This is a genomic window from Nonomuraea sp. NPDC003214, assembly GCF_053590035.1.
The window spans coordinates 539,683-559,432 of record NZ_JBSFSX010000006.1; the positions used below are offsets into that span (position 1 = coordinate 539,683).

The 19,750-nt window shown below is 73.5% G+C and carries 20 protein-coding genes; 10 read left to right on the forward strand and 10 right to left on the reverse strand.

From position 1 onward, the window contains the following. Positions 1 to 12 precede the first annotated feature (12 nt). Genes ACWDXC_RS21575 through ACWDXC_RS21605 form a run of 7 tightly spaced genes read right to left on the reverse strand, consistent with a single transcriptional unit; the run spans position 13 to position 7,192 of the window. A complete protein-coding gene (locus ACWDXC_RS21575; protein ID WP_449984606.1) occupies positions 13 to 1,059 on the reverse strand; it encodes a P1 family peptidase in 1,047 nt (348 codons plus the stop codon). Continuing rightward, positions 1,056 to 2,237, reverse strand: a complete 1,182-nt coding sequence (locus tag ACWDXC_RS21580) for a M20 family metallopeptidase (RefSeq protein WP_449984609.1) — start codon at positions 2,235 to 2,237, stop codon at positions 1,056 to 1,058. Before ACWDXC_RS21580 ends, ACWDXC_RS21575 begins: the two co-directional genes overlap by 4 nt. Continuing rightward, positions 2,234 to 3,034, reverse strand: coding sequence for an ATP-binding cassette domain-containing protein (locus ACWDXC_RS21585; protein WP_219510022.1), 801 nt, complete (start codon positions 3,032 to 3,034; stop codon positions 2,234 to 2,236). The genes ACWDXC_RS21580 and ACWDXC_RS21585 overlap by 4 nt, the downstream gene beginning before the upstream one ends. Further along, positions 2,997 to 3,917 carry an ABC transporter ATP-binding protein gene (locus tag ACWDXC_RS21590; RefSeq protein ID WP_219510024.1) on the reverse strand — a complete coding sequence of 307 codons (921 nt, stop codon included), beginning with the start codon at positions 3,915 to 3,917 and terminating at the stop codon, positions 2,997 to 2,999. The genes ACWDXC_RS21585 and ACWDXC_RS21590 overlap by 38 nt, the downstream gene beginning before the upstream one ends. After that, positions 3,904 to 4,737: an ABC transporter permease gene (locus ACWDXC_RS21595; RefSeq protein WP_449984613.1), complete on the reverse strand. Its 834-nt coding sequence runs from the start codon at positions 4,735 to 4,737 to the stop codon at positions 3,904 to 3,906. The genes ACWDXC_RS21590 and ACWDXC_RS21595 overlap by 14 nt, the downstream gene beginning before the upstream one ends. Continuing rightward, positions 4,734 to 5,681, reverse strand: coding sequence for an ABC transporter permease (locus tag ACWDXC_RS21600; protein WP_219510026.1), 948 nt, complete (start codon positions 5,679 to 5,681; stop codon positions 4,734 to 4,736). Before ACWDXC_RS21600 ends, ACWDXC_RS21595 begins: the two co-directional genes overlap by 4 nt. Further along, positions 5,678 to 7,192: an ABC transporter substrate-binding protein gene (locus ACWDXC_RS21605; RefSeq protein ID WP_364179678.1), complete on the reverse strand. Its 1,515-nt coding sequence runs from the start codon at positions 7,190 to 7,192 to the stop codon at positions 5,678 to 5,680. Before ACWDXC_RS21605 ends, ACWDXC_RS21600 begins: the two co-directional genes overlap by 4 nt. Before the next feature lie 86 nt (positions 7,193 to 7,278). Between ACWDXC_RS21605 and ACWDXC_RS21610 the strand changes: the two genes are divergently transcribed. The 5 genes from ACWDXC_RS21610 to ACWDXC_RS21630 are packed head-to-tail and all read left to right on the forward strand — an operon-like array spanning position 7,279 to position 11,586. Then, positions 7,279 to 8,031 carry a FadR/GntR family transcriptional regulator gene (locus ACWDXC_RS21610; RefSeq protein ID WP_449984617.1) on the forward strand — a complete coding sequence of 251 codons (753 nt, stop codon included), beginning with the start codon at positions 7,279 to 7,281 and terminating at the stop codon, positions 8,029 to 8,031. 23 nt (positions 8,032 to 8,054) lie between these two features. After that, positions 8,055 to 9,020, forward strand: a complete 966-nt coding sequence (locus ACWDXC_RS21615) for an adenylate/guanylate cyclase domain-containing protein (protein WP_308125997.1) — start codon at positions 8,055 to 8,057, stop codon at positions 9,018 to 9,020. 52 nt (positions 9,021 to 9,072) lie between these two features. Next, entirely contained in the window at positions 9,073 to 9,555 is a 483-nt protein-coding gene (locus tag ACWDXC_RS21620) for a SigE family RNA polymerase sigma factor (protein WP_449984620.1), read from the forward strand. Then, entirely contained in the window at positions 9,552 to 10,577 is a 1,026-nt protein-coding gene (locus tag ACWDXC_RS21625; protein ID WP_449984622.1) for a hypothetical protein, read from the forward strand. Before ACWDXC_RS21620 ends, ACWDXC_RS21625 begins: the two co-directional genes overlap by 4 nt. A 34-nt stretch (positions 10,578 to 10,611) precedes the next feature. Beyond that, entirely contained in the window at positions 10,612 to 11,586 is a 975-nt protein-coding gene (locus ACWDXC_RS21630; protein ID WP_364179683.1) for an LLM class flavin-dependent oxidoreductase, read from the forward strand. Positions 11,587 to 11,592: 6 nt separating this feature from the next. On the opposite strand, the gene ACWDXC_RS21635 is transcribed toward ACWDXC_RS21630, so the two are convergent. Then, positions 11,593 to 11,823 carry a hypothetical protein gene (locus tag ACWDXC_RS21635; RefSeq protein WP_219510032.1) on the reverse strand — a complete coding sequence of 77 codons (231 nt, stop codon included), beginning with the start codon at positions 11,821 to 11,823 and terminating at the stop codon, positions 11,593 to 11,595. A 273-nt stretch (positions 11,824 to 12,096) separates the two neighbouring features. Here ACWDXC_RS21635 and ACWDXC_RS21640 point away from each other — a divergent pair, with 273 nt between their 5' ends. The 4 genes from ACWDXC_RS21640 to ACWDXC_RS21655 are packed head-to-tail and all read left to right on the forward strand — an operon-like array spanning position 12,097 to position 16,479. Next, complete coding sequence (locus tag ACWDXC_RS21640; protein WP_219510033.1) at positions 12,097 to 13,131, forward strand: helix-turn-helix domain-containing protein; 1,035 nt, start codon at positions 12,097 to 12,099, stop codon at positions 13,129 to 13,131. Between the two features lie 45 nt (positions 13,132 to 13,176). After that, complete coding sequence (locus ACWDXC_RS21645; RefSeq protein WP_449984626.1) at positions 13,177 to 14,358, forward strand: hypothetical protein; 1,182 nt, start codon at positions 13,177 to 13,179, stop codon at positions 14,356 to 14,358. 39 nt (positions 14,359 to 14,397) lie between these two features. Beyond that, complete coding sequence (locus ACWDXC_RS21650) at positions 14,398 to 14,913, forward strand: GNAT family N-acetyltransferase (RefSeq protein ID WP_357588475.1); 516 nt, start codon at positions 14,398 to 14,400, stop codon at positions 14,911 to 14,913. 48 nt (positions 14,914 to 14,961) lie between these two features. Further along, a complete protein-coding gene (locus ACWDXC_RS21655) occupies positions 14,962 to 16,479 on the forward strand; it encodes an acyl-CoA synthetase (RefSeq protein WP_449984629.1) in 1,518 nt (505 codons plus the stop codon). Between the two features lie 110 nt (positions 16,480 to 16,589). Here the strand turns inward: ACWDXC_RS21655 and ACWDXC_RS21660 are convergent, their stop codons facing one another. Together ACWDXC_RS21660 and ACWDXC_RS21665 are read right to left on the reverse strand one after the other, a co-directional pair. Continuing rightward, the gene (locus ACWDXC_RS21660) at positions 16,590 to 17,390 is read right to left on the reverse strand and encodes an NUDIX hydrolase (protein WP_449984632.1); all 801 of its coding nucleotides are present in this window, start codon (positions 17,388 to 17,390) and stop codon (positions 16,590 to 16,592) included. Positions 17,391 to 17,463: 73 nt separating this feature from the next. Further along, the gene (locus tag ACWDXC_RS21665) at positions 17,464 to 18,465 is read right to left on the reverse strand and encodes a LysR family transcriptional regulator (protein WP_449984634.1); all 1,002 of its coding nucleotides are present in this window, start codon (positions 18,463 to 18,465) and stop codon (positions 17,464 to 17,466) included. A gap of 63 nt (positions 18,466 to 18,528) precedes the next feature. Between ACWDXC_RS21665 and ACWDXC_RS21670 the strand changes: the two genes are divergently transcribed. After that, positions 18,529 to 19,749, forward strand: coding sequence for an MFS transporter (locus tag ACWDXC_RS21670; protein ID WP_449984637.1), 1,221 nt, complete (start codon positions 18,529 to 18,531; stop codon positions 19,747 to 19,749). Position 19,750 lies beyond the last annotated feature (1 nt).

Below are 19,750 nucleotides of genomic sequence, written 5' to 3' on the forward strand. Positions count from 1 at the left end.
CCAATTGATCGCTCATCGCAGCGCGCTCGGGAACGCGTCCAGGTACGCCGGGGCGCCCTCGCGGCCCGTCGCCGCCAGGATCGCGTGCGCGACGGCCCGGCTGAACACGTCCGCCCCTGCCGACAGCAGGTCGTGCAGGTGCGCCTCGCCCGTCCCGAACACCTCCGGCTCCGCGCCCGGGGCGGGCCGCGCGCAGGTCGCCAGGCCGAAGACGGTGTCGCCGTCGACCATCGTGTGCGCCGGGCGGATCGCCCTCGCCAGGCCGTCGTGCGCCACCCCGGCCAGCTTGCCGCACTGCGCCTTGGTCAGCGTCGCGTCGGTGGCGACGACGCCGATGGTGGTGTTGAGCGACGTGACCTTCGCCTGCTCCCAGGCGGCCACGTCCCGCGGCGACGGCGGTCCCAGGTGATCGAACTCGCCCGGCAGCCCGTAGCGGGTGCCCGACAGCACCCCGCCGCCCGGGTCCAGCACCGACCCGGCGGCGTTCACCACGACGAGCGCGGCCACGGTCACCCCGGCGTCCAGGACGGCGCTCGCCATCCCCACGCCCCCGGCCAGCCCGCCCGCCACCGCCCCGGCCCCCGCCCCGACCGACCCGGCGGCGGGCGCCTCACCGGCGGCGCGGCGTTCTGTGGAGGGCAGGGCGGCGTCGCAGGCGGCGCGGCCGAAGGCTGCGTCCGGGGTCGCGCGGAAGGCCCCGCCCCGGCCGAGGTCGTAGATGACGGCGGCCGGGACGATGGGCACGACGCCGCCGTCGACGGGGAAGCCCACGCCCGCGTCCGCGAGCCGGTCCATGACGCCGCAGGCGGCGCTCAGCCCGTACGCGCTGCCGCCCGACAGGACGACGGCGTGGACGCGTTCGACGAGGTTGCGCGGGTCGAGCAGCTCGGTCTCGCGGGTGCCGGGCGCGGCGCCGCGCACGTCGACGCCGGCGACCATGCCGCCCGGCGGGGCGAGGATGACGGTGGTGCCGGTGCGGTAGCCGTCGCCGACGCGGTGGGCGTGTCCGACGCGCAGGCCGGGGACGTCGGTGAGGGCGTTGGCGGGGCCGGGTCTCACGTGAGGGTCCCGGTGAGGAAGCGGCGGGCGGCCTCGGCGAACACGCGGGTGCACCGGACGATCTCGTCGACGGAGACGTGCTCGTCGGCCTGGTGGGCGATCCACTTGCCGCCGGGCCCGTACACGACGGACGGGATGCCGCCCCAGTGGGTGAGGACGGTGCCGTCGGTGGAGCCGGGGACGCCGCCGTAGACGGGCTCGGCGCCGGTGACGTCGCGGTGGGCGGCGGCGAGCGCGGCGACGACGGGGGTGGTGACGGGCACGTCGACGGGCGGCCGGTCGACGAGGACGGCCACGTCGGCGGTGATGCCGTCGCGGGCGGCCAGCGTGGCGACGCGGGCGGCGACGTCGTCGTGGGAGACGCCGGGCACGGTGCGCACGTCGACGAAGACGGAGGCGGTCGCGGGGATGACGTTGACCTGTTCCTCGGTGCCGGCCCGGACCACGGTGGGCGTGACGTACACCTCGCCGAGGTGCTCGTGGGCGGGGTGGCGGCGCTGGAGCTCGGCCTGGAGGTCGCGCAGCGCGGTGAGGAGGTCGCCGACGGCCTCGATGGGGTTGCGGCCGTGCTGGGGCATGGCGCCGTGCGCCATCTTGCCGGTGAGGTCGACGCGCAGCCGCAGCGCGCCCTTGGCGACGGCGCAGATCTCGCCGGCCTCGGGCTCGGCGACGATGGCGCCGTCGACGCCGGCGGCGAGCCCTTCGGCGACGAAGTGGTGGGCGCCGAGCATGAGGCCCTCCTCGTCGGCGAGCGCGCACACCTTGATCCGGCCGGGGAAAGGCCCGGCGAGCTGGAGCGCGCGGGTGGCGTAGAGGGTGGCGGCCAGGCCGGACTTCATGTCGGCGCTGCCGCGTCCCCACAGTTTGCCGTCGCGGATCTCGCCGCCGAACGGGTCGACGGTCCACTCCGACAGGTCGCCTTCGGTGACCACGTCGGTGTGGCCCTCGAACATCAGCGTCGGCCCGTCACCGCCGCCGCCCTCGACGACGGCCACCACGTTGGGCCTGCCGGGCGCGGCCTCGTACACGCTGGGCTGCCAGCCCCATTCGCGCATCTTGGCGGCGACGAGGTCGGCGGCGGGCTGCTCGCTGCGGCCGCGCGCCGGGTCGTTGGTGCTCGGGATCCGGACGAGCGCCTGGGTGAACTCGACGACTCCGCGGGCGTCTACCTCGATCAACGAAACCCCTCCAAGGTCGGTACGGCCTGCAGCAGCGTGCGCGTGTAGGCGTGGCGGGGCTCGGCCCAGACGTCGTCCACGGCGCCCGTCTCCACGATCTCGCCGTCGTTCATGACGGCGACCGTCTCGCACACGTGCCGGACGACGGACAGGTCGTGCGAGACGAAGACCAGGGTGAGGCCGAGCTCGTCGACGAGGTCGGCCAGCAGGTTGAGGATCTGCCCGCGGACGGAGACGTCGAGCGCGCTGACGGGCTCGTCGGCGACGAGCACCTTGGGGCGGGGGGCCAGGGCGCGGGCGATGGCGATGCGCTGGCGCTGGCCGCCGGAGAACTGGTGCGGGTAGCGGCCGGCGGCGGTGGCGGGCAGGCCGACGGCGTCGAGCAGTTCGGTGACGCGGTCGCCGACGGGCTCGCCGAGGGCGACGAGCGGTTCGGCGACCAGGTCGCGGACGCGCATGCGCGGGTCGAGCGAGCTCATCGGGTCCTGGAAGACGATCTGCAGGCTGTGGCGCAGGAAGCGGAGCCGGCGTTCGGGCAGGCCGGTGATCTCGCGGCCGTCGAAGCGGATGGACCCGGCGGTGGGCCGGTCGAGCGCGCACAGCAGGCGCAGCAGCGTCGACTTGCCGCTGCCGGACTCGCCGACGATGCCGAAGCGCTCGCCCTTGCGGATGGTCAGCGACACGCCGCGCAGCGCGTGGACGGGCTCGCCCGGCCTGGTGAGCGAGGTGCGCGGGCGGTGGTAGACGCGGGTGAGGCCGCTAGCCTCGATCAGCGGGGTGCCAGCATGCGTGGGCATGGCCCTCTCCTGTCAGCGCCGGTGCTTGCTCGCAGGTGGTGTCGGCGTGCGGGCAGCGGTTGCGGAAGACGCATCCGCCGGGGAACGTCCCTGCGGCCGGGACGCTGCCGGCGATGGTGGGCAGCCGGGTGCCGCGCGGGGTGAGTTTCGAGGCGGCCAGCAGGCCCTCGGTGTAGCGGTGGCGGGGCCGGGTGAAGACCTCGCGGATGGGGCCGCTCTCGACGACGCGGCCCCCGTACATGACCAGGACGCGCTCGCAGACGGAGGCGACGACGGCCAGGTCGTGGGTGATGAACAGCAGCGCGGGGGCGACCTCGGCGATGAGGTCGAGCATCTGCTTCTGCACGGTCACGTCGAGCGCGGTGGTGGGCTCGTCGCAGATGAGCAGGTCGGGGCCGTTGGCGAGGGCGATGGCGAGCATGACGCGCTGGCGCTGGCCGCCGGAGAGCTGGTGGGGGTAGGCGCGGGCGACCTGTTCGGGGTGGGGCAGGCGGACGCGGCCGAGGAGCTCGGCGGCGCGGGCGCGAGCCCGGTCGCGGGGGACGCCGTGCAGGGTCATGACCTCGGCGACCTGGGCGCCGACGCGCATGAGCGGGTTGAGCGCGGTCATCGGCTCCTGGAAGACCATGGCCAGCTCGCTGCCGCGCAGGTCCTTCAGGCGTTTCTCGGGGACGCCGACGAGGTCGCGGTCGTGCAGCCGGGCGGCGCCGGTGGCGGTGACGCCCTCGGGGAGCAGGCCCATGAGCGACAGCGCGGTCAGGGACTTGCCGGAGCCGGACTCGCCGATGAGGCCGACGCGTTCGCCAGGGGCGATGGTGAACGACACGTCGTGGACGAGCTCGACGCCGTCGGCGGCGACGGTGAGGCCCTCAACGCTCAGCACGGATCCTCCTGAGCTTGGGGTCGAGGTAGTCGCGCAGCCCGTCGCCGAGCAGGTTGAAGCCGAGCACGGCCAGCGCGATGGCCAGGCCGGGCCACAGCGCCAGGCGGGGGGTGGAGAACAGCAGCTCCTGCGACTCCTGGAGCATGCGGCCCCACGACGGGGTGGGCGGCCGGGTGCCGAAGCCGAGGAACGACAGCGCGGCCTCGGCCAGGATCGCGATCGCGAACGACACCGACGCCTGGACGATGAGGACAGAGGAGATGTTGGGCAGCACGTGGCGGAAGGCGACGGCGGCGCGGCGGCGGCCGGCGGCCCGCGCGGCCAGGATGTAGTCGGTGACCATGACCTGGAGGGTGGCGGCGCGGGCGACGCGGGCGAACGCGGGCACGGTGGCGACGCCGATGGCGATCATCGCGGTGAGCGTGCCGGCCCCGTAGACGGCGCCGAGCATGACGGCCAGGAGCAGCGCCGGGAAGGCGAACACGAGGTCGTTGACCCGCATGACGAGCTCCGACAGCCAGCCGAGCGGCGTCATCCCGGCGATCACGCCGAGCGGGACGCCGATCGCCGCGGCGATGCCGACGGCCACGATGCCCACGTAGAGGGTGGTGCGGGCGCCGACCATGAGCTGGCTGAAGGTGTCGCGGCCGAACTTGTCGGCGCCGAGCAGGTAGCCGTCGCCGGGCTCGCGCAGCTTGCCGGCGGCGTCGACGAGCGTGGGGTCGTGCGGCGTCCACACGAACGACACCAGCGCGGCCAGCACGACGATCCCGACGAGGACGCCGCCGGTGACCAGGCTCGCGTTGAGCCGTCCTCTCATCGCGCCCCCCGCAGCCTCGGGTCGAGCGCGGCGTAGGCCACGTCCACCAGGAAGTTGATCAGCAGCACGGCGGCCACCAGCACCATGACGACGCCCTGGACGAGCAGCAGGTCGCGGCCGGCGACGCCGTTGAGGAGCAGGTCGCCGAGGCCGGGGATGACGAACACCCGCTCGACCACGACGGCGCCGATGAGCAGCGTGGCCAGTTGCAGGCCGAGCACGGTGACGACGGGGACGGAGGCGTTGCGCAGCCCGTGGCGCCACAGCGCGCCCATCCGGCCCCGGCCCTTGGCGCGGGCGGTGCGCAGGTAGTCCTCGCGCATCACGTCCAGCACGGCGGAGCGGACGTAGCGGGTGAGCACGGCGCCCTGGACGAGGCCGAGCGACAGCCACGGCAGCAGCAGGCTGCGCAGCCATTCGGCGGGGTCGTCGGCGAACGGCACGTAGCCGCCGGAGGGCAGCGCCTGGGCCTTCACCGCGAACACGAACACCAGCAGGATGCCCGCCAGGAACGCCGGGACCGCGATGCCGACCTGGGAGAAGGCGCTGATGGCCGCGCCCAGCGGATTGCGGTGGTGCACGGCGGCGAACGTGCCCGCCGGGACGGCGATGAGCAGCGCGATGACCATGCCGCCGAGCACCAGCGCCACCGTGACGTTGAGCCGCTCGGCGATCTGCGGCCCGATCGGGGCGCTGGTCACGTACGAGGTGCCGAAGTCGCCGGTGACGAGCCCGCCGAACCAGTCGGCGAACTGGGCCGCGGCGGGCCGGTCGGTGCCGAACTCGGCGCGCAGCGCCGCCACCGCCTCGGGCGTCGCGTTGACGCCCAGCGCGACCTCGGCCGGGTCGCCGGGCAGCACCGCCATGAAGGCGAACACCAGCACCCCGGCCACGGCGACGCTCGCGACGAACACGCCGAGGCGCTTCAGCAGATAGAGGATCACTGCTTGGCGAGCCCGGTGAAGTCGAAGGACTCGGAGATGGCGTTCTCCGGCAGGCCGGTGACGCCCTTCTTGGCGACGATCAGGTTGGGGAACAGGAACAGCCAGTCGGCGGCGGCGTCCTGCGACAGCAGCGCGGCGGCGGCCTTGAGGTCGTCGGTCTGCTGCTGCTCGGTGCCGGTGTCGGCGGAGGCGAGCAGCTTGCCGTACTCGGGGTTGTCGTAGCGGAAGTAGTAGTCCTTGTCAGCGAAGATGCCCATGTCGCGTGGTTCGACGTGGTTGATGATCGACAGGTCGTAGTCGCCCTTGGTGAACACCACGTCCAGCCAGCGGGCGGGGAACTCCAGCGGCTCGATCTCGGCGTTGATGCCCACCTGGGCGAGCTGCGACTTGACCACCTGCGCGGAGGCGACGGCGTAGGGCAGGTTGGGGATGCGCATCTTCACGTCGTACGTCTTGCCGCCGAGCAGCGCCTTGGCCTTGGCGACGTCGTGGGGGTAGTCGCCGGTGCGGTCCTCGTACCAGGGGTCGGTGGGCGGGACCATCGAGCCGATGAGCTGGCCGCGCCCGGCCCAGGCGGTGTCGAGCAGGGCCTGGTGGTCGATGGCGTGGCGGACGGCCTGGCGGACCTTCTTGTCGTCGAAGGGCGGGCGGCCGTTGTTCATGGACAGGACGACCTCGCCGTTGGTGGTGCCCTCGATCGTCTGGAAGCGGTTGGTGTCGGCGAACTGCTGCAGCGACTCGGGCGCCTGGACGCTGGAGACGACGTCGATGCCGCCGGTGAGCAGCGCGTTGTTCATGGCCGTGGCGTCCTTGAAGTACTTGAGCGTCACGGTGGAGATCTGCGGCTTGGCGCCCCAGTATTTCGGGTTGGCGTCGAGGCGGATGGAGTCGCCGCGCCGCCAGGCGCCGAGCTGGTAGGGGCCGGTGCCGACGGGCTTGTTGGCCAGGTCGGCGACGCCGGTGCGGCTGAACATGGCGCCGAGCCTGGTGGCCATCGTGTAGAGGAAGCCGTTGCTGGGCCGCGAGAGGGTGACGACGGCGGTGGCGTCGTCCTTCTTCTCCACGTCCTCGACCATGTCGAGCTGCGACTTGATCTTGAGCTTCCAGTCGGACCTGACCCGGTCCAGTGAGAAGACGACGTCGTCGGCGGTAAACGGGGCGCCGTTGGTGAAGGTGACGCCCTTGCGCAGGGTGAAGGTGTAGGTCTTGCGGTCGTCGGAGACGTCCCACTTCTCGGCGAGCAGCGGCTGGATCTGCCCGGCCTGGTCAAGCTTGACCAGGCCCTCGTAGACGTTGACCAGCAGCGCCTGCGGGATCGCCGCGCCCTCGGTGGAGGTGAAGTCGAGGTTGGCCGGCTCGGCCACGAACCCGACCGACAGCGCCTCGGCCTTGCCCCCGGCGCCGCCGGTGCCGCCGGTGCCGCCGTCGCCGGACCCGCCGGAACCGCCGCCACAGGCGGCTACGCTCAGCAGGAGACCGCCCACGGCGATCCATGTCCCGATTCGCCTCATTGTTCAGCCTCCTGGCTAGTGCACTGGTCTGACCAGTAGGCTACGCACACTGCCAGTCCGCGACGGCTCGGGTCAAGGGGGCTTACATGGGTGGTCCACGCTTCGAGCCGGTGCGGACCGTACGCGCCTACGAGCGCATCGTGGAGCAGATCGAGGAGGCCGTCGAGAGCGGCGGACTGCCGCCCGGCGCGCGGCTGCCGAGCGAGCGCGAGCTGATGGCGCAGTTCGGCGTCAGCCGCTCCACCGTGCGCGAGGCGCTGCGGGTGCTGCAGGCGCGCGGCCTGGTCAGGTCGCGGCCCGGCGATCCCAACGGGGCGGAGGTGCTGCCCTTCTCCCCCGCCGCATTACACAAGTCGATGACCACGCTCGCCCGGGTCGACGAGCTGTCGCTGGGCGAGCTGGTGCAGTTCAGGATGGTGCTGGACGCCTCGGCCAACCTGCTGGCGGCGCGGCTGCGCACCGACGCCGAGCTGGCCGAGATGGACGCGGCGATCGGCCGGATGCGCGAGGCGGTCGGGGCGGGCTACGACGCGTTCAGCGCCGCCGACGTGGCCTTCCACGACGCGGTGGCCCGGGCCAGCCGCAACAAGCTCATCCAGATCTGCACCGACGTGGTCCGCTCGATCGTGCTCGGGCTGATCGCCGGGAAGATCGCGGGCTCGGACGACCGGGAGGCGCTGATGCTGCGGAGCATCCGCCACCACGAGGAGGTGCTGGCCGCCGTCCGGGCCGGTGACGGGCCGCTGGCCGCCCGCCTGTCGCGGCGCACGATGTACGACTACTACGTCGGCTACGTGCCGGCCGGCGAGCGGGCCGCTCTGCGGGCCCTGCTGGAGTAGGGGGGCGGGGTAGTGTGACTTCCGTGGCTGAGGAGGATGGGGACGGGGTGGCCGAGGCGTTCCTGCGTGAGCCCCGGCGCTACACCAGTCACCAGGTCGCCGAGATGGCCGGGGTGCCGGTCTACAAGGCCCGGCGGTTCTGGCGGGCGCTCGGCTTCGCCAACGTGGCCGACGACGCCGTCGAGTTCACCGAGTCGGACGTGGTGGCGCTCAAGACGCTGCTCGGCATGGTCAGCGACGGCGTCTACGACGAGGACCACGTGCTGCTGATCGCCCGCTCGCTCGGCCGGGCCGCCGCCCGGCTGGCCGAGTCGCAGGCGGAGATCGGCGCCGAGGCGCTCGACCAGGCCGGGGTGCCGCTGGCCGAGCGGCCCAAGGCGTGGCGGCGCCGGGCCGAGCGGGTGGTGCCCGACCTGGCGCGGCTGCTGGTCTACTCCTGGCAGCGTCAGCTCGCCGCCGCCGCCGGGCGGCTCGCCGTCCAGGACATGAGCACCGTACGGCTGGCCGTCGGGTTCGCGGACCTGGTCGGGTTCACCCGGCTGAGCCGGCAGATCACCGAGACGGAGCTGGCCGCGCTGATCGACCGGTTCGAGGGCCGCTCCGCCGACGCCGTCACCTCGTGCGGCGGCCGGGTCGTCAAGACGCTGGGCGACTCGGTGCTGTTCGTGGCCGACAAGGCGCACGTGGCGACCGAGATCGGGCTGCGGCTGCTGGAGGAGCACGCCCGCGGCAAGGGCATGCCGGAGCTGCGGGTGGGGCTGGCCGCCGGGCCGGTCATCTGGCGGATGGGCGACGTGTTCGGCACCACCGTCAACCTGGCCAGCAGGCTCACCGCGCTGGCCCTGCCGGGCACCATGCTGGCCGATCCGGAGCTGGCCGAGGAGCTGGAGGGCGACCGGGCGTTCCGGCTGCGTCCGGTCGACCGGCTGTCGGTGCGCGGGCTGGGCGAGCTGTCGCCGTTCACCGTGAGCCGCGCCGGGGCAACCTGATCGGCGCCTCGATGCGTCTGTACCGTCAGCAAGCTGATGGGGAGGCGCACCGGTGGCAGACAGGGCCATGTTCCAGGACTTCGTGAGCGCGAGGTCCGACCGGCTGTTACGCACCGCCTACCTGCTCACCCACGACTGGGGCACCGCCGAGGACCTGCTGCAGGAGTCGCTGGCCAAGGCGTGGTCCGCCTGGCCCGGCATCGACGAGCCGGAGTCGTACGTCCGCAGGGTGCTGGTGACCACGTACACGTCGTGGTGGCGCAGGAGGTGGCGCAGGGAGCTGCCGAGCGACACGATCCCGGACGTGGCGGTGCTCGACCCGCCCGCCGACGGCCGGGAGGAGCTGTGGCGGGCGGTGGGCCGGCTGCCGGCGCGGCAGCGGGCGGTGATCGTGCTGCGGTTCTACGAGGACCTGGCGGTGGCGGAGGTGGCCCAGCTGATGGGCTGCGCGGCGGGGACGGTCAAGAGCCAGACCGCCAAGGCGCTGGCCTCGCTGCGGGTGGACGAGTCGATCGTGAAGGAGCTGCGGGGATGACCGTACAGGATCTGCGTGACCTGCTGCGCGAGCGCGCCGACGGGCCGCCGCCGGCGAACCCGGCCCGGCTCGCGCAGGTGCGGGCCCGGGTGAGCAGGACCCGGCGGCGCAGGCGGATCACGACCGGGGTGGCCGTGGCCGCGGCCGTCGCCGCCGGCGCGGCGGTGCTTCCTGGCGCGCTCCCGGACACCGTCACGCCGGGCGGGCGGACGACGGCCGCCACCGCCCCGGGGCCGGAGCTGCCGGAGTCCTTCACCGCGCCCGACGGCGCCGCCTACCGGCGGCTCGCGGTCACCTCGATCGGCCGGTCCGGCGAGCAGAAGAAGACGCTGACCGTCCCGGTCACCGGCAGGCCGCTGGACCTGGCGGTGGCGTGCGACGGCGACGGGCGCGCGAACAACACCCCGATGGTGTCCATCGGCCGCGCGCCCTCGCCGTCCGCCCGGATCGGGCCGTGCTCGTCCCGGATGGAGCTGCTGCCGCTGGTGGTCTCCCAGGGTGACGGGCAGGTCGAGGTCACCTTCGACGGCACCCGCAGCGGTGTGTGCGGCCCGGGGATGACGGCCTGCGACGAGGCGGCCCCCGCCGCCTGGACGCTCGGCGTGTACGAGTGGACGCCGCCCGCCGAGCCGGCCGACCCCGCGCCCGTCAAGGAGTTCCCGGCCCGGTTCGAGGGGTGGAAGCTGGCCGGGTCCACCTCCGGGGTGTGGCCGCGCGACTCCGTCGTCCGGCTGGAGATCGAGGGCCACGGCCGCAAGGTCGCGCTCGACCAGCTCTGCTCGGGCGAGCTGGCGCGGCGGATGCGGTTCACCTACCGGGTGGGCGACGAGGAGCCGGTGGGCGGCGCGAACTGCGGCGTGTGGGAGTCGGGCGCGTACCCGGCCGCGCTCACCGAGGTCGAGGTGCCCGAGGGCGAGCGCCTGGTGGTCACCGGCGAGGTGGCGGCGTGGGGCGAGACCACCAACCGCCCGGTCCGCTGGTCGGTCGGCGTCTACACCAGGACCGGCGGCTCCGGCGAGTAGGAACATTTCCGGCCTGGCCGCGTTGCATCCTGACATGACCAGGCTCGCGATTCTCGACCGTTCCCTCGTCCGGCAGGGGCACTCCCCCTCGGCCGCGCTGCGTGAGACCGTGCGGTTCGCGCGGCAGGCCGAGGAGCTCGGCTACCACCGGTTCTGGGTGTCGGAGCACCACAGCGTGCCCGGCGTGGCGGGCTCGGCGCCCACCGTGCTGGCGGCGGCCGTCGCGGCGGCCACGGACCGGATCCGGGTCGGCACCGGCGGCGTGATGCTCCCGAACCACCGGCCGCTGGTGGTGGCCGAGCAGTTCGGCGTGCTGGAGTCGCTGTACCCGGGCCGGATCGACATGGGCCTGGGCCGCTCCGTCGGCTTCACCGGCGGCATCCGCCGGGCGCTCGGCCACGGCAAGGAGGACGCCGACGCGTTCGGCGACCGGCTCGCGGAGCTGCTCGGCTTCTTCACCGGCGAGCAGGACGTCCATCCGGGCGTGCACGCGCTGCCGGCCGAGGGGCTGCGCCCGCAGCCGTTCGTGCTGGCCATGGGGGCGGGCGCGGACGTGGCCGCCGAGCACGGGCTGCCGCTGGTGATCGGCGGGGGCGGCGCGAAGCTGCGCGAGTCGGTCGGCCGCTACCGCGCCGCCTTCCGCCCCTCGGCCTGGGCGGCGCGGCCGTACGTGATGGTGGCGGCGAACGTCGCGGTCGGCGAGAGCGCCGAGCGGGCGGCGCTGCTTCAGGCGCCGGAGGCGTGGGCGACGGCGCGCTCGCGGACCGACGGCTCGTTCCCGCCGCTCGAACCGGCCGGCGCGGTGATGCGGCTGGAGATGACGGCGCGCGAGCGGGCGCTGTTCGAGGAGGCGCGCAAGGGCCAGATCCACGGCACGGACCGGGAGGTGGCGATGCGGCTGCACGACCTCGTCGAGCTCACGGGGGCCGACGAGGTCATGGTCACGATGAACACCTACGACCTGGAGGAGCGGCTCGACTCCTACCGGCGGCTGGCCCGGCTCGTCTGAGACGGCTCAGGCGAGCCCGTAGGCGAGCCAGACGTGGCCGATGATCCCGACGGCCGCCAGGCCGAGCGCGGCCAGGAACACCAGCACGAGCAGCATGCGGAACAGCGTGGTGACGACCTTCCTGATCTGCCGGACGGCGTAGACCAGGGTCCAGACGGAGAGCATGGCGAGCAGGCCGTAGACCATGCTGGCCATCGCGATGCCCTCAGGGGTGGGGAAGACTGTGGCGACGAGCATGTAGGGTCCCGTTGTGTGAAGCGCCGATGGGGTCGTGGACGACCTCGCAGAAACTTCAGTTAACCTTCAGAAGATCTACATCGAACTCCTAAAGATTGCATTCCCCCGATAAAGTCGCACTAATCGCCGTGCGGAGTGAGGGTCCTCTGGCCTAGAATGACCTCCCACTGTCCTGCGATCCGCGACCCGGCGCTGAACAGGAAAAATGTGCTCGCATCTGGGCATCAGTAGAGGTTTACTGAAAACACTGAAGTTCAGATGGGGGGTGTCCTCATGACGGATTCCGGTCCGGCCCTTGCACGCCGGCTCCGTTCGCTGCGCACCCGGCAATGGCCGGGCACCCGCGTCACCCAGCCCCAGCTGGCACGCGCGCTCGACGTGAGCGTCCCCCTCATCTCCTCGTGGGAGTCCTCCACCGCGCCGAAGGTCCCGCCGGCCGGCCGCCTGGAGGTCTACGCCGCCCTGTTCTGCACGCCCCGCTCGCTGCGCGGCGACGACCTCGTCCGGCTCGGCGAGGACGAGCTGACCGCCGAGGAGCAGCGGCTGCGCGAGAAGCTGCTGCACGAGCTGCTCACGCTGCGCGCCGCCGCGCTCGGCGAGCCCGGCCACACGGTCTTCCACGCCACGCGCAACCCGTGGCAGTTCGACGACGGCCAGCAGATCACGCTCGTGTGCGGCCGGCTGCCGCCGGAGCTGTTAACGCGCATGCCCTACGTCGTGCCCGAGGACCCCGACTACATCGAGCTCTACACCTACGCCGACCTCGACGCCCTGTTCGAGCTGCACGGCCACATCCGCGCCTGCAACCCGGGCAGCGAGGTGCGCCGCCGCACGCCCCGCGAGCTGGAGCCCGACGACCTGACCGCCCACCTGGTGCTCCTGGGCGGCGTCGACTGGAACGACATCACGACCGGCGTCGTCCACCAGCTCTCCCTGCCCGTCGAGCAGGTCAACGACTGGAAGGGCGAGAACGGCCCGTACTTCGACAGCGGGAGCGAGCGCTTCCACCCCCGGCTGTCCGACGGCCGGCTCGAGGAGGACGTCGCGCTGTTCTACCGGGGCCCCAGCCCGCTCAACAAGGAGCGGACCCTGACGATCTGCAACGGCATGTACGGGCGCGGCACGCTGGGCGTGGTCCGGGCGCTCACCGACAGCGTCTTCCGCGACAGGAACACCGAGTTCCTGCGCGAGCGCTTCGGCGACAGCCCCTCGTTCGCCATCCTGAGCCGCGTCGTCATCCTGAACAACCTGGTGATCACACCCGACTGGACGAGCCCCGCGTCGAGGCTCGTCGAATGGCCGGAGTGACCGCTCCGATCCCTTCTCGCACATCCCGAACGGTGAAGCCCATCCATGAAGCCTTCGCTGAGATCCGGGGACCATCACGGCTCCCACAGGCACCTGCTCCCGGCCCCGGGGGCGGCCGTGGGACCGGCCCGGATCGACGCCGTCGTCGTGCCGACCGCACGGCCCAGCCGCTACCTGGCGCACGCGCTGCGGCTGTCGATGGACCTGCGCTGCCCGCTGGTCGCGCTCTGCAGCGGGAGATGGACCTCGGCGGCCGAGGTGCGCGCCATGGCGCCGCCCGGCGCGGAGGTCGTCGCCGTCGACGTGGGCGGGGCCGAGGGGCTGACGCTGCCCCGCTTCGAGACCTCGCAGATGCTGCCGAGGATCTTCCGGCGGGGCACCGACACGGCGGCCAAGCGCAACCTGGCGCTGGCCCTGGCGCGGATGCTGGGCTGGGCGCGGATCGTCTTCCTCGACGACGACATCGAGGTGAGCGCGCCTGACGACCTGCGGCGGGCCGCCGGGCTGCTCGACCGGTTCGCCGCCGTGGGGCTGTCCATCGGAGGGTTCCCGGACAACTCCGTGGTGTGCCATGCGTACCGGGCGGTGGGCGGGAAGCAGGACTCGTTCGTCGGGGGCGGGGCGCTCGCGGTGGAGACGACCCGAAATATCGCCTTTTTTCCGGATATTTATAACGAGGACTGGTTCTATCTCCTCGAAGCGGACGGGCTGCGGCCGCTCGCCGTCACCGGCCAGGTGCGCCAGGCCCGCTACGACCCGTTCCGCACCCCCGACCGGGCCCGCACCGAGGAGCTCGGCGACGTGCTCGCCGAAGGCGTCTTCTGGCTGCTGGACGAGGGCCGCACGATCGCCGACGCACACCGGTCCCACTGGGTCGACTTCCTGGCCAGGCGCCGCCGCTTCATCGTCAGCGTGCTCGACCGCGTCCCCGCCGCCGGTCTCGAACCCGGCGAGCGGCGGCGCATGGAGGAGGCGCTGAAGGCGTCGCTGGGCCGCCTCACGCTCATCACGCCCGAGCTGTGCCTGGGCTACCTCGACGCCTGGCGGGCCGACCTGAAGGTCTGGCGCGACTTCGTCACGTGCCTGCGCCCGGCCGGGACCGTGCGCGAGGCGCTGCGCGCGCTCACCGCGCCCGGTCACGCCCCGCCGCACCTGCAACTGAGGCTGCCGAAAGTTGCCGAAGCCCGGCCTGATCCTTCGTCGTCATCTGACAGATTGCCGGTGTGAGCTTGTGATGGGGCGTTTCGTCCCCTGATCGTGGAAGTCATGCGTCATGTCCGGATCAGGGTGGCTTCTGATGGGGATCTCTCCGCGCTCGTCCGCGCTCTGGGGCAGGGGCCGTACTTCGCCGCCCAGCTCCGGCGGCAGCGGGCGGGGCACGGGGTGCTGCTGGTGGCGTGGCACGCCTTCACGCCGGTCGGCGACGTGTACCTGTGGCTCGGCTCGGCCGAGGAGCCGGAGCTGCGCGACCGGCTGCCGGGCGTGCCCCTGCTGACGCACCTGGAGGTGCTGCCGGAGCATCGCAACCGGCGGATCGGCACCCGGCTCGTCGAGGCGGCCGAAGGGTGGCTGCGCGACCTCGGGCACGCGCGGGTGGCGCTCGGCGTCGACCTCGACAACGACCGCGCCGGCTCGCTGTACGGGCGGCTCGGGTATCGGGAGTGGGGCCATCCGCCCGTACGGACCACGCGCCGCGTCTACCGGGCCGACGGGCGCGTCGAGCAGGTGCCGGACGTCTGCCGCATCCTGGTCAAGGATCTGCGTGAGGTCCGGGCGCGCTGAGGGTTAGGATCACCGAACATAGTTCGGGCCTAGTGAGGATGTGCCGGTATGACCTCTCGCCAGCATGCCATCGGTGACCTGTTGCGGCGCTCGGCCGCCCGCTTCCCCGGCAAGACCGCGATCGTCTTCGGAGACCTGCGGCAGAGCTACGCCGACCTCGACCGCACGGTCAACCGCACCGCCAACGCGCTGGCCGCCCGCGGCGTCGGCAAGGGCGACCGGTTCGCGCTGTTCTCGCACAACCACCACGCCTTCGTGGTCGCCTACTTCGCCCTCGCCCGGCTGGGCGCCGTCTCCGTGCCGATCAACTTCATGCTCGGCGCCGACGAGGTCGCGTACATCCTGGAGCACTCCGGCGCGACCGGGATGCTCGTGGAGGAGGCGCTGGCGCCGGTGGCCGCCCGGGCGGCGGGCGAGCGCGTCACGGTGCGCGGCGTCATCGGGCGGGCCGACGGGTGGGAGCCGTTCGACGACTGGGCCGCCCACGCCGACGACACCGAGCCGGCCGCGGAGATCGGCGACGACGACCCCATCCAGCTCATGTACACCAGCGGGACCGAGTCGCGGCCCAAGGGCGCGGCGCTGTCGAGCCGCAGCCTCATCGCCCAGTACGTGACCTGCGTCGTCGACGGCGAGATGAGCGCCGCCGACGTGGAGGTGCACGCGCTGCCGCTCTACCACTGCGCGCAGCTCCACTGCTTCCTGACGCCCGGCGTCTACCTCGGGGCCACGAACATCGTGCTGCCCGGCGCCGACCCGGCGGCGATCCTGGCCGCCATCGAGAGCGAGCGGGCCACCAAGCTGTTCTGCCCGCCGACCGTGTGGATCGCGCTGCTGCGCCACCCCGACTTCGACCGCCGTGACCTGTCGTCGCTGCGCAAGGGCTACTACGGCGCCTCCATCATGCCCGTCGAGGTGCTCAAGGAGATCGCCGCGCGGCTGCCCCAGGTGCGGCTGTTCAACTTCTACGGCCAGACCGAGATGGCGCCCGTCGCCACCATCCTCGGGCCGGACGAGCAGCTCACCCGGCTCGGCTCGGCGGGCCGCCCCGCGCTCAACGTCGAGACCCGGATCGTCGACGACAACGACGAGCCCGTGCCGCCCGGCGTCGTGGGCGAGATCGTGCACCGCAGCCCGCACGCCATGCTCGGCTACTGGAACGACCCGGACAAGACGGCCGAGGCGTTCCGGGGCGGCTGGTTCCACAGCGGCGACCTGGGCGTGATGGACGCCGACGGCTACCTGTCGGTCGTCGACCGGAAGAAGGACATGATCAAGTCGGGCGGCGAGAACGTCGCCAGCCGTGAGGTCGAGGAGGCCATCTACCAGCATCCCGCCGTGGCCGAGGCGGCCGTGTTCGGGATGCCGGACGAGCGGTGGATCGAGGCCGTCACCGCCGCCGTCGTGCTGCGCGACGGCGCGAGCCTCACCTCCGCCGAGCTGATCGCCTTCCTGCGGGAGCGGCTGGCGCCGTTCAAGACGCCCAAGCGGGTGGAGTTCGTGACCGCGCTGCCCAAGAACGCCAGCGGCAAGGTGCTCAAGCGGGAGCTGCGCGAGGCATTCTGACAGCGCGGGTTCTGACAGCGCGGGTTCTGACAGCGCGGGTTCTGACAGCGCGGGTTCTGACAGCGCGGGTTCTGACAGCGCGGGTTCTGACCTGCGCTGGGCGGCGGTCGCTACCAGGCGTGCAGGGCGAACGGGACCCGGTCGCGGATGTGGGCGATCGCGGCGGCCGGGTAGTCGACGGTGTCCTCCGGCAGCCGGTCGAGCGGCCACCAGGCGACCTCCGCGCACTTGTGCGGCTCGGCGTTGCGCGGCTCGCCCCGCCAGCGGGTGACGGCGTAGAAGAGGCCGACGCGGTCGGGCGCCCGGTGCATGACGTGCGCGAAGGCCAGGTCGGCGGGGTCGATGACGACGCCGGTCTCCTCGCGCGCCTCGCGCACGGCGGCGGCCACCACCGACTCGCCGGCCTCCAAATGGCCCGACGGCAGGTGCCACAGCCCGTCGGCGTAGCCGGTGCCCGACCGCCTGCCCAGCAGCACCTGGCCGTCGCGGACGAGCATCACGTGCACGTCCACGATCGCCCGGAACCGGCCGGGCGCCGGGCCCGCCGCGGCTCCCGCCCCGTGGCCCGGCTCGGTCGCGGGGCCGTCGCGGCGGTCGAGGGCCTGGAGCCACTTGACCGCCACCGCCGCCACCTGCACCAGCTCGGCGCGCAGCGGCCCCGGGTCGCTCTCCGCCGCCGCCTCCAGGACCTCCTCCATGAGGATGTGCCGCCAGGTCAGCGCGCTGTCGCGGGCCGCCTCGTCCGTCTCCCGCCGCGCCTTCCCGGCCGCCTCGGCCGCCGCCGCGCCGCCGGTGCCGTCGGGCAGCGCCTGCATGCCGAAGCGCGCGTCCTGCGCCGCCCGTTCCGCCGCCACCTCGGCCAGCACCTTCGCCAGCGACCCTGGCACTCCCGCGTCACCGTCATGCGTCATGGCCGACAAGTGTGCCGCGCCCGCCCCTCGCCCGCACGACCCCGGCCCGGCTTCGCCTGAGATGCCCGGAAGATCAGGGCTGCGGGGCGGGGGCGCGGGCGTGGTCGAGGAAGGCGCGGACGACCGGGGTGAGCGGATCCCCGGCGCGCCAGGCGACGCCGATCGTCCGGTACACCGGCGGCGACAGCGGGATCTCGACCACCCCTGACGGCACGGGCCCGGCACTGGGCAGGCCGGCACTGGGCAGGCCGGTGCCGGGCAGGCCGGTGCCAGGCAGGCCGGTGCTGGGCAGGCCGGTGCTGGGCAGGATCGCGACGCCGAGCCCGGCCGCCACCAGCCCGCGCACGGTCTCGGACTCCTGGCCTTCGAAGGCGATCCGGGGCTCGAACCCGGCGGCGGCGCACAGGTCGTCGACGATCCGGCGCAGCCCGTACCCGTGCTCCAGCATGATCTGCTCCTCCCCCGCCAGCTCGGCGGCCCGGACGCTGGAGCGCCCGGCGAGCGGGTGGGCCCGCGGCACCGACAGGACGAGCTCCTGGTCGGTGAGCGCCCGGCAGGCCAGGGCGGGGTCGCCGTCGGGCAGCGGCGCGACGAACACCAGGTCGACGTCGCCTTCGCGGAGCCCGTGCAGCATGTCCTGGCGTGAGCCCTGGACGAGGCTGAACCGCACGCGGGGATGGCGGCGGCGGAAGCTCCGGATGAGGCCCGGCACGAGGGAGCGGCCGAGCAGGTGCAGGAAGCCGAGCCTGACGTGGCCGCTGCCGGGGTCGGCCTCCTCGCGCACCTCCCGCACCCCGGCGGCGACGGTGGCGAGCGCGCGGGCGGCGGAGGCGGCCAGGGTGCGCCCGGCGGCGGTGAGGCGGATGCCGCGCCCGGCGGGGACGACGAGGGGCGCGCCGACGGCGTCGGCGAGGGCGGAGAGGCGTCTGCTGGCGGTGGGCTGGGGGATGCCGAGGAGTTCGGCGGCCCGGGTGACGTGGCCGGTCTCGGCGACGGCGGCGAGCAGCGCGAGGGCCGGGGCGAGCGTGGCGGCGAGCCGGGCGTCGGCGGATTCGTCCATCAATTCATCCAGCACAGTATGAATTATGGCTCATTCCGGTATTAGACGTATTTGTTAGCTTTGCTTAGCGTCGGATGAGTGGTTACCGATCTCCGCGCCCCCGTGAGCACCGGGCGGGTCAGCGCCGCCGTCGCCGCGGCGGGCGTCTCGTCCTTCGCCCTGCTGTACGCGCCCCAGGCGGTGCTGCCGCAGCTCGCCGGGGCGTACGGGCTGGATCCCGGCAGCGCCTCGCTGACGGTGGGGGTGGCCACGACGGCGCTCGCGCTGGCGGTGCTGCCGCTGGCCGCGCTGTCGGAGGTGGTGGACCGCCGGAAGATCATCATCTGGTCGGTGATCGGCTCGGCGGTGCTCGGGCTGCTGCTGCCGCTGGCTCCCGACTACCGGGTGCTGCTGGTCATGCGGGTGTTGCAGGGGGTGGCGATCGCCGGGTTCCCCGGGGTGGCGGCGGCGTACCTGGCCGACCAGGTGGGGGCGGCCAGGCTGCCCGCGGCCGTCGGGGCGATGATCGCGGGCAACTCGGTGGGCGGCATGCTGGGGCGGCTCGGCGCGGGCTTCACGGCCGAGCCGCTGGGCTGGCACGGGGCGCTGCTCGTGGTGGCGGGCGTGTCCGCGGCCTGCGCGGTCTTCGCCGCCGTCACGCTCCCCCGCACCGTGCGGCCCGCGCCCGCCCCCGCGCGGAGCGGGCCGGCGCCGGACCGGGGGTGGATACGGCGCATGGCCGTGCCGTGCGCGGCGGGCTCGCTGGGGATGGGGGCGTTCGTCGCCGTCTACAACGCCGCCGGGTTCCGGCTGACCGCGCCCCCGCTCGACCTGGCCCCGGCGGTGGCGTCGCTGGTGTTCCTGGCGTACGCGACGGGAACCGTCTCGTCGGCGGCGGCCGGGCGGCTGGTGGACCGGCTGGGACGCGGGCCCGCGCTCGTCGCGGCGCTGGCCACGACGGTCGCCGGGACCCTCCTGACGCTGCCGGACGCGGTGCCCGTGGTGGCCGCCGGGTTCGCGATCCTGACCGCCGGGTTCTTCGCCGCCCACACCGTGGCCAGCGCCTGGGTCGCCGCCGAGGCGCCGCCGAGGGCGCGCGGCCGGGCGGCGGGCCTCTACACGCTCTGCTACTACCTGGGCAGCGGCGCCGGAGGCACGGCCGGGACGGCGGTGTACGGGCACGCGGGCTGGCCGGCGCTGGTGGCGCTGATCGCGGGCTGGCTCCTGCTGGCGCTCGTCACCGTCCTGGTGACGCGCCGCCCGCCGCACGGGCGCCGGGGTTCGCCGGCGCGTAACCCGGAGGCCACTTCGGCGCTCTAAC